The organism is Pseudomonas sp. RW407 (genome assembly GCF_003176655.1).
Classification (GTDB): domain Bacteria; phylum Pseudomonadota; class Gammaproteobacteria; order Pseudomonadales; family Pseudomonadaceae; genus Pseudomonas; species Pseudomonas delhiensis.
Genome location: NZ_QGSL01000107.1, coordinates 1,161,829 through 1,175,462 on the forward strand (window position 1 = coordinate 1,161,829; position 13,634 = coordinate 1,175,462).

Annotated in this window: 15 protein-coding genes; 6 read left to right on the plus strand and 9 right to left on the minus strand. The window is 66.4% G+C overall.

The window, feature by feature from the left end; all coding sequences use genetic code 11:
* Nucleotides 1–1,566, minus strand: a 1,566-nt coding sequence (locus DK254_RS29420) for an NAD(P)/FAD-dependent oxidoreductase (protein ID WP_109937344.1), incomplete at its 3' end; no start/stop codon positions are given.
* A gap of 264 nt (nt 1,567–1,830) precedes the next feature.
* Between DK254_RS29420 and DK254_RS29425 the strand changes: the two genes are divergently transcribed.
* The 3 genes from DK254_RS29425 to DK254_RS29435 all read left to right on the plus strand — a co-directional run bounded on the left by DK254_RS29425 (nt 1,831) and on the right by DK254_RS29435 (nt 4,377).
* Nucleotides 1,831–2,259 carry an Lrp/AsnC family transcriptional regulator gene (locus tag DK254_RS29425; RefSeq protein ID WP_109936655.1) on the plus strand — a complete coding sequence of 143 codons (429 nt, stop codon included), beginning with the start codon at nt 1,831–1,833 and terminating at the stop codon, nt 2,257–2,259.
* Between the two features lie 115 nt (nt 2,260–2,374).
* Nucleotides 2,375–2,809: a carboxymuconolactone decarboxylase family protein gene (locus tag DK254_RS29430; protein ID WP_109936656.1), complete on the plus strand. Its 435-nt coding sequence runs from the start codon at nt 2,375–2,377 to the stop codon at nt 2,807–2,809.
* 230 nt (nt 2,810–3,039) lie between these two features.
* Nucleotides 3,040–4,377, plus strand: a complete 1,338-nt coding sequence (locus tag DK254_RS29435) for a sigma-54 dependent transcriptional regulator (protein WP_089392146.1) — start codon at nt 3,040–3,042, stop codon at nt 4,375–4,377.
* 55 nt (nt 4,378–4,432) lie between these two features.
* Here DK254_RS29435 and DK254_RS29440 read toward each other — a convergent pair whose 3' ends face one another.
* From DK254_RS29440 to DK254_RS29465, 6 genes are all read right to left on the minus strand, one after another.
* Nucleotides 4,433–5,689, minus strand: coding sequence for a transporter (locus tag DK254_RS29440; RefSeq protein WP_109936657.1), 1,257 nt, complete (start codon nt 5,687–5,689; stop codon nt 4,433–4,435).
* 55 nt (nt 5,690–5,744) lie between these two features.
* Nucleotides 5,745–6,479: a hypothetical protein gene (locus tag DK254_RS29445; RefSeq protein WP_109936658.1), complete on the minus strand. Its 735-nt coding sequence runs from the start codon at nt 6,477–6,479 to the stop codon at nt 5,745–5,747.
* Nucleotides 6,480–6,524: 45 nt separating this feature from the next.
* Nucleotides 6,525–7,205, minus strand: a complete 681-nt coding sequence (locus DK254_RS29450; protein ID WP_109936659.1) for a C39 family peptidase — start codon at nt 7,203–7,205, stop codon at nt 6,525–6,527.
* Nucleotides 7,206–7,282: 77 nt separating this feature from the next.
* Nucleotides 7,283–8,299 carry a heme utilization protein gene (locus DK254_RS29455; protein ID WP_109936660.1) on the minus strand — a complete coding sequence of 339 codons (1,017 nt, stop codon included), beginning with the start codon at nt 8,297–8,299 and terminating at the stop codon, nt 7,283–7,285.
* A gap of 52 nt (nt 8,300–8,351) precedes the next feature.
* Nucleotides 8,352–8,927 carry an adhesin gene (locus DK254_RS29460; RefSeq protein WP_109936661.1) on the minus strand — a complete coding sequence of 192 codons (576 nt, stop codon included), beginning with the start codon at nt 8,925–8,927 and terminating at the stop codon, nt 8,352–8,354.
* Between the two features lies 1 nt (nt 8,928).
* The gene (locus DK254_RS29465; RefSeq protein ID WP_089392152.1) at nt 8,929–9,375 is read right to left on the minus strand and encodes a hypothetical protein; all 447 of its coding nucleotides are present in this window, start codon (nt 9,373–9,375) and stop codon (nt 8,929–8,931) included.
* Nucleotides 9,376–9,983: 608 nt separating this feature from the next.
* Here DK254_RS29465 and DK254_RS29470 point away from each other — a divergent pair.
* Complete coding sequence (locus DK254_RS29470) at nt 9,984–10,814, plus strand: undecaprenyl-diphosphate phosphatase (protein ID WP_109936662.1); 831 nt, start codon at nt 9,984–9,986, stop codon at nt 10,812–10,814.
* A 10-nt stretch (nt 10,815–10,824) separates the two neighbouring features.
* Entirely contained in the window at nt 10,825–11,517 is a 693-nt protein-coding gene (locus DK254_RS29475) for a DUF1294 domain-containing protein (RefSeq protein WP_109936663.1), read from the plus strand.
* Nucleotides 11,518–11,523: 6 nt separating this feature from the next.
* Here DK254_RS29475 and DK254_RS29480 read toward each other — a convergent pair whose 3' ends face one another.
* Complete coding sequence (locus DK254_RS29480; RefSeq protein ID WP_109936664.1) at nt 11,524–12,429, minus strand: LysR substrate-binding domain-containing protein; 906 nt, start codon at nt 12,427–12,429, stop codon at nt 11,524–11,526.
* A 114-nt stretch (nt 12,430–12,543) separates the two neighbouring features.
* Here DK254_RS29480 and DK254_RS29485 point away from each other — a divergent pair, with 114 nt between their 5' ends.
* Entirely contained in the window at nt 12,544–13,152 is a 609-nt protein-coding gene (locus tag DK254_RS29485) for an FMN-dependent NADH-azoreductase (RefSeq protein WP_109936665.1), read from the plus strand.
* Between the two features lie 51 nt (nt 13,153–13,203).
* On the opposite strand, the gene DK254_RS29490 is transcribed toward DK254_RS29485, so the two are convergent.
* Nucleotides 13,204–13,634: thermonuclease family protein (locus tag DK254_RS29490; RefSeq protein WP_109937345.1), on the minus strand; the 431-nt coding region annotated here is incomplete at its 5' end.

Sequence of the window (13,634 nt, forward strand, 5' to 3'; positions counted from 1 at the left end):
CTGTACCGCGCCTTCGACCCAGGCCGGGGTCCAGGATACATCGTCGCCGGCGATGAAGATGCCGCGCTGCTCGGCGGGCAACTCGTCCTGCATGAAGTGCGAGTACATGCGGTGGTTGTAGCGGTAGTGGCCGGGCAGGGCGCCCTTGAAGGCGCCGAGGAAGTGCGGGTCGGCCTCCCAGGACACGGTGATGGGGTTGCCGATGACGTGGCTGGCGATGTCCACCTTCGGGTAGACCTTCTTCAGGGCGTCCAGGGCCAGCTGCACGCGCTTCTCCACCGGGTGCGGGAGCATCTTCATGGCGTCGCTCATCCAGGAGTAGGACAGGCAGATCACCCCGGGCTTGTCGTCGCCGTTGTCGAACAGGTAGGTGCCGCGGGTCAGGCGGTCGGTGAGGGTCATGCTCATGACGTCGCGGCCGGTCTGCGGGTCCTTGTCCTTCCAGAACGGCCGGTCGACCATGACGAAGGTCTTCGACGACTGCATGTAGCGGGTGCGGTCCAGGGCCATCCACATCTTCTGCGAGAACAGCGCTTCCTCGCATTCGATCTGGGTGGTCAGCAGCCAGCTCTGGCAGGTGGTCAGCACCGCGGCGTACTCGCGGGTGTCGCCCCAGTAGTCGGTGACCGCCAGGTTGCCGCTGGCGGCGCGGGCGATCTTCTTCACCCCCGGGCGCGGCGCGCCGTTGTGCAGCCTGGCCAGGGACGTGCCGGCTGGCCAGTGCGCGCACTGTTCCGGCACGTGGTTCCAGATGCCCCGCGGCACCTGCTCGACGCCGCCCACCACCAGGTGCTGGTGGTCGTCGCAGTTGGTCATCACCACGCGGAAGATTTCCAGCATGGAGTTGGGGAAGTCCGAGTCCCAGCCGCCGGTGCCGAAGCCGACCTGGCCGAAGATCTCGCGGTGGTGGAAGGACAGGCGCGAGAAGGCCTTGGAGGTGGCGACGAAGTCATAGAAGGTGCGGTCGTCCCACAGCGGCACCAGCTCGTCCCACAGCGCCTTGAGCTTGACGGTGTCGCGCGCGCGGATGGCGTCCTGGATCTCGGAGAAGCGCGCACCGTCCTCCAGGGCGTCGGCCCAGGCCTGGGCGACCTCGCGGAAGATCGGCGGCAGGTCGTCGATCTTCTCCGCGTAGTGGCTGGTGCCTTCCAGGTCCACCACGGTACTGCCGGAGGCCGGCGTCAGCGGGTTGGGGAAGGGCTTGGTCTGCAGGCCGAGCTTGTCGACGTAGTGGTAGAAGGCCGTGCTGGAGACCGGGAAGCGCATGCCGCCCAGCTCGGCGATGATGCCGTCGGCGCCCTCGAAGGGCTCCGAGCGCAGCCGGCCGCCCAGTTTCGAGGCCTCGTAGACCACCGGTTTCAGGCCCAGCTTCATCAGTTCGTAGGCCGCCACCAGGCCGGCGATGCCGGCGCCGACGATGGCCACCTCCTTGCCATGGTTGTGCGCCGGGATGCTGCCCAGGCCCGCCGGGTGTTCCAGCCAGTCGTCGAAGGCGAAGGGAAAGTCCGGGCCGAAGATGGTCACCGGTTTCTTGCCGGGGGTATGGGGGTGGCGGTTGTTGTGCATTTGTCTCTCCCAACGGTTCTGGCGTGCCTGGCCCTTGTTCCAGCATTGCCCAGGCAGGTGTCTCTTGCACCGCCGCACGCGCTCCGCGGCCGGCCTTCCGATGGATGGCGGGGCGCGGAGAGGGCAAGCCTGGCCAGGCTTGTCGGCCGGCCCTGGCGGGCCGGCGCTGGTGCACATGGTGGCAAAGCCGGTCGTTGAAATGAATCCGCCAATCTGCAAAATGACGAGCCTATTCAAGGCAATTAAACCGATGGATCAGACAAAATGACGAAAAATGCCGATGCGGCCCTGCTCAACCTCCTGCGCGCCAACGCCCGCGAGTCGGTTTCCGAACTGGCGCGCAAGCTCGGGGTGTCGCGCTCCACGGTGCAGAGCCGGATCGAGCGCCTGGAGCAGCAGGGCATCATCAGCGGTTATTCGATCAAGGTGGCTGACAGCTACGCGCAGTCGCTGGTGCGCGCCCACGTGCTGGTGACCGCGCTGCCCAAGCTGTCGCACCAGGTGGTACAGGCGCTGGAGAAGATCCCCGAGGTGAAGACGCTGCACTCGGTGAGCGGCCAGTTCGACATGATCGCCATAGTCGAAGCCCTGTCGATCCGCGACCTGGATGCCTTGCTCGACCGCATAGGCGCGCTGGACGGCGTGGAGCGCACCATGTCGTCGATCATCCTCTCCACCCGCATCGACCGCTGAACCCGGCGGCGCCAATGGACTCCCGCAATAGCGCCGCATTGGCTATTCGGCGGGCCCGCCGCGGACGCTAAGGTGGGCCCATTCCCGCCACCGGCGGGCCCCACTGGAGAGAACCATGAGTGCACGTATCGAATGGGCCAGGCAGTCCCCCGAGGCCTACAAGGCCATGCTCGGCCTGGAACAGGCCCTGGCCGCTTCCGGCCTGGACGACAGCCTGCTGGAGCTGATCCGCCTGCGCGCCTCGCAGATCAACGGCTGCGCCTATTGCGTGAACCTGCACGCCAATGACGCGCGCAAGGCCGGGGAGAGCGAGGCACGCCTGCAGACCCTCTGCGTCTGGCGCGAGACGGACTTCTTCAGCGCCCGCGAGCGCGCCGTGCTGGCCTGGGTGGAAAGCCTCACCCTGCTGGCCGAGAAGCACGCCCCGCAGGCACAGTTTGACGCCTTGCGCGAGCATTTCAGCGAGACCGAGATCGTCGGCTTGACCCTCGCCATCGCCACCATCAATGCCTGGAACCGCTTCGGCGTCGGCATGGCCATGGTGCCCTGAGGCTGGGGCCGGGGAGAGGGTTGAAGGCGTCCGTGCGGGCGCCTTTGGCGCTCAAGCAGAGCGGCCGGGGGCAAGTCAAGCGAAACGAGCGCAGGGATGAGATCGTTTCGGCATCGACCTTATAGGAAAACGGTCAATGGGCGCGTCAAGATATTGCTAGCTTTACAACTTGAAGCGCCAAGTTTCTGTTTTATAAAGTTTTTCAAAAAAATGGCGCCAAGGAAGGGAGCATGCTTGAAGCCGCGTCGAAGCGACGTCGTCTGCTGGTGGTCGATCCGTGTGACGACTGCCAGCGATTATTACCCGGACTCCGGGCAGCAGGGTGGGAGGTAGACAGTTGCGGGCTCGACGTGGCGAGCGAACACAACTGCGACGTCGGCCTGCTGCGCCTGCATCCGCAACACCTGGAGCGCCCGGAATCGGTGAAGGACCTCATCACCCGCAGCGGCACCGAGTGGATCGCGGTGCTCAGCCCGGACGCACTGCCCATCCAGGAGGTGGGCGATTTCGTCTGCGAATGGTTCTTCGACTTCCACACCCTGCCGTTCGACGTGGCGCGGGTGCAGGTCACCCTCGGCCGCGCCTTCGGCATGGCGCGCCTGCGCGGGCGCGGCGGCACCTACCACAGCCTGGAGCACCAGCACGAGCTGCTCGGCGAGAGCCGCTCGATGCAGGAGCTGCGCCGCCTGCTGGCGAAGTTCGCGCCCACCGAGTCGCCGGTGCTGATCCGCGGCGAGAGCGGCACCGGCAAGGAGCTGGTGGCGCGCACCCTGCACCGCCAGTCGCGGCGGGCCAACCGGCCGTTCATAGCGATCAACTGCGGGGCCATTCCCGAGCACCTGATCCAGTCCGAGCTGTTCGGCCACGAGAAGGGTGCCTTCACCGGCGCGCACCAGCGCAAGATCGGCCGCTTCGAGCAGGCCAACGGCGGCACCCTGTTCCTCGACGAGATCGGCGACCTGCCCCTGGAGCTGCAGGCCAACCTGCTGCGGGTACTGCAGGAGAAGCAGATCGAGCGCGTCGGCGGCAGCCAGCCCATTGCCGTGGACGTGCGGGTGCTGGCGGCCACCCACCTGGACCTGGAGAACGCCATCCGCACCGGCGGCTTCCGCGAGGACCTGTACTACCGCCTGAACGTGCTGCAGGTGTCCACTTTGCCGCTGCGCGAGCGCAATGGCGACCTGGCGCTGCTGGCCAACCATTTCGCCCACCTTTATAGTGTCGAGACCGGCCGCCGCCCGCGGCGCTTCAGTGACGACGCGCTGGCGGCGATGGCCGAGCACGCCTGGCCGGGCAACGTGCGCGAGCTGGCCAACCGCGTGCGCCGCGGCCTGGTGCTGGCCGAAGGAAGGCAGATCGAGGCCCGCGACCTGGGCCTGGAGCGCCAGCGCGGCGGCTCCGGCAAGGTGCCGCTGGTGACCCTGGAGGAGTACAAGCTGGGCGCCGAGCGCCAGGCCATGTGCGACGCCCTGGCCCGCCACGGCGACAACCTGAGCCTGGCGGCGCGCATGCTGGGCATCTCGCGGCCGACCTTCTATCGCCTGCTGCACAAGCACCAGCTGCGCTGAGCGCCACGCCGTAACGACAACGGCCCCTCTCGGGGCCGTTGTCGTGTGCGGGGGATCAGAAGTAGTAGGGGAATTTGACGCTGAAGCTGAAGTCCGGGGCATCGGGGCTGATGCCGATGGACAGGTTCGGCACTATGGTCAGGTTGTTGCTCCAGGCGTAGGTCAGGCCCCAGTTGAAGTAGGCGGCGTTGGCGTCGCTGTCGGTGATCGACTGCCAGTCGCCGCCGTCGGGTTTGAGCTTGCTCTTCTGCGCGATCAGGTCGGAGAAGGAGAACGACATGCTGGTCTTCTCGTTCAGCGCGAAGGCCACGCCGGCACCGACCTGGAACCAGTCGCCCAGGTCCACCTTGCCGCCGAGCTTGGTGCCCTGCTGCGGGCTGATGTCGCTGAAGTCGCGCTCGAAGTTGTGGGTGTAGCTCAGGCTGGCGAAGAGCACCGCCGGGTCGACGGTCTTGACCAGCGACAGGCCCGGGGTGATCGACCAGACGCCGTTGCCGGTGGGCAGGTCGTCGGGCACGTTGAGGCTGTCGTTGTCCGGTGCGCGGACCAGCTTGATGCCGTACGGGTCCTTGCCGGTGGGGGCTTTCACCCGCAGGCTGAACACCGCGTCCGGGCGCGACTCGGTCTCGTCCATGAACTTGTAGGCGATGCCGAGGTTGACGTCGCCCAGGGTCGGGTCGCGGTCGACCTTCTCGTCGGTGGACTGCGCCGTGGAGTTGCCGGCGCCGGCCGAGGAGTAGGTGCTTTCGCGATAGACCACGGGCACGTTGATGTCGAACTGCCAACGGTTGTTCCAGTTGTAGCGGCCGGTCAGGTCCAGGGTCCAGTTGTCGGCCTTGATGTTGTCCACGCCGATGTTGCCCAGGAAGATGGTGTCCAGCGCCAGGAAGCCGTTGAGGATCAGCTGCTTGGTGTCGTAGTGGGTGTAGGTCAGGCCCGTCTCGAAGCTGAAGGCGCCGTTGCCGAAGAAGCCGCTGGCCTCGTCGTAGAGGTTCTCCACGCTTTTGGGCGGGTTGTTGCTGTCGTCCTTGAGCGATTCGCCGTAGGAGCTTCCGGTGCCCGGCGGCGTCGGCTTGTTGGTGGAGGTGACCAGGCGCTTGGGCTGCGCCGGGGTCGCCGGCTGTTCCTCGACCTGGCGAACCCGCTGCTCGAGCACCATGAGCGCCTTCTGCTGCGACTCATAGCGTTGCTTGAGCTCGATGAGCTCCTGTTTCAGAGCCTCCACCTCGGCCTCCGTCGCAGCATGGGCGAAGACCGAGGGGAGTAAAGCGGATACACAGATTGCGGTGCGAAGCGTTAGCGATCGGTGCATGGCGCGCTATCCCTATCTTTATCGTTGGGGCACTGCTTCCGCCACTGAGCGTAGATCACATTCCCATGGATCGCAGGCCCTTGAGCTGGTCGAGATTGCAATCCAGCGCTCCGACGGAAGGTGCGTTGTTACGCAGGACCACGTTCAGCTGGGTAAGGTTGTTGACCAGGTTGCTGCTACCCAGCAGGTTGGTGGCCTGCACCAGGCCGCCGGCCCCCAGTTGCTGGAGGCTGGAGCCTTGGCCGTTGGCGTTGATCGCCAACTGGATGTTCCCCTTGCCGGGGGAGACGGTGACGGTGCCGGCGCCGTTGCTGGCGCTGATCTGGCCGTTCAGGGGCGTGCCCTGGTTGCTGGCGGCGGGCGCCTGGTCGGCTTCGCTCACGTTGATGCCGACATTGTTGTAGGCGGTGTTGTAGTCACCCGCGGAGCGTGCGCTCTGGGTGACGCCCTGGGTCTGGTTGAGCCCTGCGCCACCGACGATGCTGCCGGTCGCGGCCGAAGGTGTGCCGCCGTTGCCGGTTTCGTTGGTGGTGGTGACGTAGAACTGCGGTTTGATGGTGGATTCCTGGATCTGCATGCTCACCTTGGCGCCGATGTTGTCGCCTACGGCGTTCTTCCAGGTACTGCTCATGACGATGCCGAAGCTGATGATGCGCCCGGGCATGACGTAGCGGCCGCGCAACTGGGCCAGCTCCTGGTCGTGCAACTCGATCGGCCGGAACACCTCGGCGGCCTGGATCGGCAGGCTGGCCACCAGGCAGGCGGTGGCGAGCATCGGAATGGTTCTCATCGTTCGCTCCCCGAGAGGATCCCACCCCTCGTTATCGTTTGTGGCTCACAGGAAGTCGCTCTGGATGAATCCGAAATCCATGAGCTCCGCGTCCTTGACGGGGCGGAAGGTATCGAGGCGGTTCTTGGCGGTCAGCGGTTCCGGCGGGCTCATCAGGGCGTTCGCCCTGTCATAGCCGGGGCCGATGATGGCGAAGATGATGCCGTTCCAACCCTTGAGAAAATCTTCTTCCTTGTAGCGCTTGTGGCCGAGCACGGGGTCGCCCACGTAGACGTAGCCGTTGTGCGTGCGCTGCAGCACGACGAAGTGCTTGTAGCCACGCACGTCGAGCAGCACGATCACCGGAATGGTCAGTTTCTCCAGCGAGGAGATCGGGATGCGGTAGCCGCGGGCCCGCATGCCGATGCTTTCCAGGTAGGTCTTCATGTCCAGCATCGAGAAGCCCTGGGTCCGCACCAGTTGGGGGTCGGCCTTGACCAGCATGCCGCGGATGACGAACTCTTCGTCCACGTCGAGGTTGTAGCCGGTGCGCAGGATGGTGGCCAGGGCGGCGGCGCCGCAACTGAAGTCGGTCTTCTGTTCCACCAGGTTGCTGAAGCGACGTTCGCGGATGCTCTCCACATGCTTATAGGCCAGCATGCCCCCGGGCAGTATGGCGAAGGGCAGCTGCGCGGCCTGGATCAGGCCCGAGCAGAATGCGAGTAGCAGGAAAGCGAGCGTACGCATGATCGTGACGCCTTATGCCAGCGCTGGGAAAAGGGGAGGCTCCGTTGCCGGAGCCTCCAGGTACAGCACGATGTCGCTTAGAAGCCAGTGACTGCGCCAGTGCTTACGCAAGCCTGGCAACCGGCAGCGATGGACAGCGAGTTGCTCTGTTGGTTGCCGACGCCGGCAGCAACGTTCACACCTACGTTACCCGACACGCCGTTGAGCGAGTTGTTGATGGAAGCGTTGTTGACGACCGGGTCCTTCCAGCCGGTGGGAACCAGGACCTGGTAGGTAGCCTGGCCACGCAGATCGATGGTGCCCGACTCGCTGAAGTACAGCGGATCCTTGTCCACCTTGCCGTGATCCTTGCCTTTGTCGTGATGACCACTTTTCTCCGGATCATCCAGTACTACGCCCGAACCATGGCCCTGGTAGGTGCCATGAGCGTAGAAGCTGGACTTGAGGGTCTTGGTGTCGAAGGTGGCGATGCCCAGGTTGGCTACGTTGTTGCCAGTGGAGGTCTGGCTGGCACCGCTGCTGGCACCGGCCAGGCGTCCACCGGAAACGGCGGCGGCCATGTCGTTTTTCTGTTGGTTGTAGTTGCCGGCGGCGATGTTGATGCCGACGTTGCCCGAGGCGCCGTTGGCCGAGCTGTTCAGCGCGGCGTTGTTGGTGGTGGAGAAGTTCCAGGCGGTGTTGTTGGCGTTGCCTTGGGTCACGGAGGTGGCCGCATAGGCGGAACCGAAGATGAACTGCTCATCCGCGGTGGCCAGGGCAGCGGCATTGGCCTGCTGGTTCATGTCGCCAGCGGCGACGTTGGCCCCGACGTTGCCCGAAGCGCCGCCCAGGGAGTTGCTGACACCGGCGGTGTTCTTGGTCCCCTGGTTGATCACGTTGTTGCTGTAGCTGGATTGGCTATCGATGACGGTAGCGCTGGCACCGGCCGGAATCCGCGGGTCCTTGTACGGATCGTACTGCTGTTGGCCATGGTGGTTGTCATGGTCATGGCCGTGGCGACGGTCACGATCATGGTCATTGCCTGCGTAAACACTTACAGCCATGACTGCCGTGACAGCGAAAACCAGAGGCTTGAGGGCCATTGTAGGTTTCATGGTGTATCTCCTTGCATTTAGTGTGCTTAGTGTTTCTGGTTGTTGGCGTGGGTCAGTCTGCGACCCGGATGCTCAAGGTATTGGCAAGACGATTGCCGATACCGGCACTCTGGCTCACCTGGACCACCCCCCGGCTGCCGGCGAATGCCTGGTCGCTGGTGACGACCTGCCGACTGCCCATGGTGGATCCGGTTGGGCCGGAGTTCTGTGACAACGTGATGTTCTGCTGGGACAGCACGTCGTCGCCGACGCTCTGCGGCACCGCATTGACGCTGATGCTCAGGGCGTTGACCTGTTGGTTGGCGGTACCGGCGGCCTGGTTCACGCCCAGGGCGCCGCTGCCGTTGGAGAAGGAGTTGCCGGTGATCGAGGCCTTGGCGGCCTGGCTCGGGTCGGCGGTGGTGATGACGCTCTGGTAGAAGTGCGTAGTGGCGCCACCGCTGGTGCCGATGGCGATGGCGCGGCCGTTGGCCTGCTGCTGTTCGTCGCCGGCGGCCTGGTTGACGCTGGCCACGCCGTTGTAGCCGCGGCCGGCGTTGTCGATGCTGGCGTTGTTCACCAGCTGCGGGTCGGCGGCGAAGGCGCTGGAGCAGCAGAGCAGGGCGAGAAGAGTCAGCTTCGCTTTCATGTCAGCGATCTCCCGTCAGCATGCGCAGCGGCGACAGGCCCTGCTGCACGGTGCGATTGACCGAGTTGGAAATACTGGCACCGCTGCCGCCGCCGCCCCCCAGGCTGCCGGACTGCAGCGTCTGGTTGGCGCCGTTGTCCATGCCGACCAGGTTGCCGCCGGGGAGAATCCGCTGGGTCAGGCTGGAACCGCTGGTGACGCGAGCGAAGTCGGCGTCATCCAGCTCGGCGTTGCCGAGTTGCTGGTTGACCTGGGAGGAGATGTTCGGATTGACGGTGATGGGATTCGGATCGGGCACCATGGTGGGGCGGGTGGCGACCCGGGGCTGTACGGTGCGCTGGATGACAATGGTGCCGTCGCCTGCCTGGACCGGTGCCGACAGCGGAACAGCGGTCAGGCACGCGAGGGAAGCGAGCAGTCCGACGATCCTTGAGTCGATGTTCCCCATGATGGCGATCCCTTCTGGTGCGCTGTGCCCTGAACAGCAGTACCGGGATGGAGCAGAAGCCGTGCCGCTTTCGCTTATCGCTTGAAATTCAGAGGCTTACGAATAGCTGTCAGAAATGCCTGAAAGAAATCTGTTTCGCGGCTGAGACAGCGAGTGGGGAACGCACCCCCACCGAAAGTGGGGGAAATGCTCTGGAATGGGGCTTTGCGTGCATGCGTATCAATGCTGAAACAGTTTTCCGTGATGCCATCGACGATTGCGCCATTCCTGAGGCCTGGCGGTCTTCGGCTGTTTCAGGGCTGAGACATGATGGCCAGGCAGAGGTGCTTTTGGTACGAATGTGCACTTTTCATTTCAAGGGCTTAGCGAAGGCGACGGCACTGTTAAGGGAATGATCGCGGGCCCCGGGTGTCTCATGCCACCGCTTGCCTACAGCCATGGCCGCAGGGTGAAACGCGCCAATGCGAGAAATTTTCGTTACACGCTGACCCGCGGCACTGCAATGCAGTAGCATGCCCAGCCTTTCGTCGGGCCCACCCACGGGTGCCCTGGCGGCTGCACGAAAACAGAAGAAAACGAAAGAGAAATGCGCCTTCGGGGGAAGCAGTATGGAGTTTTGGAGTGCCTTTCAGGCGTTCGTCCTGGGAGTGGTCGAGGGGCTGACCGAGTTCCTGCCGGTGTCCAGCACCGGGCACCAGATCATAGTCGCCGACCTGCTGGGGTTCGTCGGTGAGCGGGCCCAGGCCTTCAACATCATCATCCAGCTGGCCGCCATCCTGGCGGTGGTCTGGGAGTTCCGCGGCAAGATCATCGAGGTCATCTGCGGCCTGCCCAGCCAGCCTCGTGCACAGCGTTTCACCGTCAACCTGCTGGTCGCCTTCTTCCCCGCCGTGGTGCTGGGGGTGGCCTTCGCCGACCTGATCCACCACTACCTGTTCAACCCCATCACGGTGGCGGCGGCGCTGGTGGTCGGCGGGGTGGTCATGCTCTGGGCGGAGAAACGCGAGCACCGCATCCGCGCCGAGAGCGTCGACGACATGACCTGGAAGGATGCGCTGAAGGTCGGGTGCGCCCAGTGCCTGGCGCTGGTCCCCGGCACCTCGCGCTCCGGCGCCACCATCATCGGCGGCCTGCTGTTCGGCCTGTCGCGCAAGGCGGCCACCGAGTTCTCCTTCTTCCTGGCGATGCCGACCATGGTCGGCGCCGCGGTCTATTCCGGCTACAAGTACCGCGACCTGTTCCAGCCCGGCGACCTGCCGGTGTTCGCCGTGGGCTTCGTCACCTCCTTCATCTTCGCCATGATCGCCGTGCGCGGCCTGCTGAAATTCATCGCCAACCACAGCTACGCGATGTTCGCCTGGTACCGCATCGGCTTCGGCCTGCTGATCCTGGCGACCTGGCAGTTCAGCCTGATCGACTGGAGCAGCGCCGCTGCCTGAGGCCGCACGGATGAGCACGGAAAAGGACGGCGTCATCAGCCGCTGGGACGACGACAAGGGCTTCGGCTTCATCCGCCCGCGCGCCGGCGGCGAGGAACTCTTCCTGCACATCTCGGCCTTCCGCGGCGACCGCCGGCCCCAGGCCGGCGACGCGGTACGCTTCGTCGCAGGCTTCGACCGCCAGGGCCGCCCGCGCGCCGAGCATGCGCGCCTGGCCGGCCTGGCCGTGGACATGCCCGAAATCCGCCGCAAGCCGGCGGCGCCCGCCACCCGCGCCAAGGTCCGCAGCGGCCGGCAGATCGCCGAACCGACGCGGCCGGGCGGCTGGGGCCCAGGCCTGGGCTGGCTCGCCGCCTTGCTGCTGTTGCCCCTGGCCGGGGCCGGCCGCCTGCTGCTCGCCGGCACCGCGTCCTGGTGGCTGCTGGCCTACCCGCTGTTCAGCCTGGCCGCCTTCTTCGCCTACTGGCGCGACAAGCGCAGCGCCGAGCGGGGCGCCTGGCGTACCCCGGAGCAGACCCTGCACCTGCTGGAACTGCTGGGCGGCTGGCCGGGCGCTTTCCTGGCCCAGCGCCTGCTGCGCCACAAGACGCGCAAGCCCGGCTACCAACTGGTGTTCTGGGCGATAGTGCTGGTGCACCAGCTGTTCTGGCTGGACCGCTTGCTCGGTGGCGTCCTTCTGGCGCGGGTGCTGCCCGCCTTCTGAGTCGATCTACAGCGGCTCGTCGCTATGGCCGAACCCCTCGGCCAGGTAGTCGATCAGCGCCCGCACCGCCGGCAGCAGCCCGCGCCGGTGCGGGTACACCGCCTGGAGGAAGGCCGCCGGCTCCTGCCAGTCGGGCAGTACCCGCGCCAGTTGGCCGCTGGCCAGTTCTTCCTGGCAGTAGTAGAGGGGCAGGGTGGTGATGCCCAGGCCGGCCAGCGCCACGTTCTTGCGCAGGTTGAAGTCCTCCGCGGCCAGGCGCGCCTCCAGGGCCAGCTCGCGGACTTCGCCGCCGGGCCCATGCAACTGCAGATGCACCTTGCGATCGTTGCCGATGGCGCCCAGCACCGGCAGCCCGGCCAGGTCGTCCGGGCCCTGCAGCTGGCGGCCGCGCAGCAGCTCCGGTGCGGCCACCAGCACCGCCGCGGCCGGGCGCAGGCGGCGGGTGACCAGCGACGGGTCCTCGTCGCCGGGCGCGCGCACGCGCAGCGCCACGTCCACGCCCTCGTTGACCAGGTCGACGCGCCTGTTGGTCAGCAGCAGCTCCAGGTTGACCTGCGGGAAACCGGCGAGAAAGCCCGGCAGCATGGCGTTCAGGGAGGTCTCGGCCAGCGCCACCGGGCAGGACAGGCGCACCCGCCCGCGGGGTTCGGCGCTGAGCTGGGCGACCACCTCGTCGGCCATCTCCGCCTCCACCAGCATCGCCTGGCAGTGCCGGTAGTAGCGCTCGCCGATGTCGGTGAGCGCCAGCTTGCGGGTGGTGCGCTGCAGCAGACGCGCGTTCAGGCGCGCCTCAAGTTCGGCGACGCGCCGCGACAGGCGCGACTTGGGCAGCCCCAACTCGCGGCCCGCGGCGGCGAAGCCACCGGCTTCCACCACCTTGGCGAAATAGAAGAGATCGTTGAGGTCCTGCATGGGATTGTCCTGCTGGTGGGACGATTCATCGCATTTTTGCCGACTTATCGCTCATTGGCTACATGCGTAGTATGCGTCCCATCGCTTCCTACCCCCATTCACAGGAGCCACCCCATGAAACTTCTGCACATCGATTCCAGCATCCTCGGCGACGCCTCCGCCTCCCGCCAGCTCAGCCAGGAAGTGGTCCAGGCCTGGGCCGCCGCCGAGCCGGGCGTACAGGTGACCTACCGTGACCTGGCCGCCGACGCCATCAGCCACCTGTCCGCCGCCAGCCTGGTCGCCGCCGGCACCCCGGCGGAACTGCGCGACGCCGCGCAGAAGCACGAAGCCGCCCTGGGCGAGAACAGCATCGAGGAGTTCCTCGCCGCCGACGCCATCGTCATCGGCGCGCCCATGTACAACTTCACCGTGCCCAGCCAGCTGAAGGCCTGGATCGACCGCATCGCCGTGGCCGGCAAGACCTTCCGCTACACCGAGAACGGTCCGCAGGGCCTGGCCGGCGGCAAGAAGGTGATCATCGTCTCCACCGCCGGCGGCCTGCACGCCGGCCAGCCGAGCGGCGCCGCCCACGAGGACTACCTGAAGCTGGTGCTGGGCTTCCTCGGCATCACCGACATCGAAGTGGTCCGCGCCGAGGGCCTGGCCTACGGCGAGGAACCGCGCGCCAACGCCCTCAAGGGCGCCCGCGCGGAGATCGCCGCGGCCTTCGCCAGCGCCTGATCCACCGAGCGTCGAACGACGAAGCTCCGGCAATGCCGGGGCTTCGTGCTTTCAGGGCGCCGGTCGCCACAGGCCGACCTTGCGCGCCCGCGCTTCCTGCTCCTCGAAGTTGTACTGGGCGCGTTCCTCCTCGCCCTGGGCATCCGCCACCCGCCAGCGCGCCATGCCCACGGAAAGCTGGGCCCGGCCGACGTCCAGGGTATGCCCGCAGCCCGGGCAATCAGCCGGCTCCACCCACACCGCCGCGCTGAGCGCCCCGGCGGCCTCCTCGCGCGGCAGCACCAGGGTGGCGCCGCGGCCCAAGGCCAGGCGCCGCAGATTGTCCAGCGAGGCCCGGGCATAGGGATCGCCGGCCCTGGGCGCCTCGACGCCACGCAGGCGCACCTCGACGCTGCGCTCGGCGAAGCGGCAGGTCAGGCGATCGCCGCTGGCGACGGCGGTCACCTGGCAGGGGCCGTCGGCCAGCGCGACGGAGGGGAGGG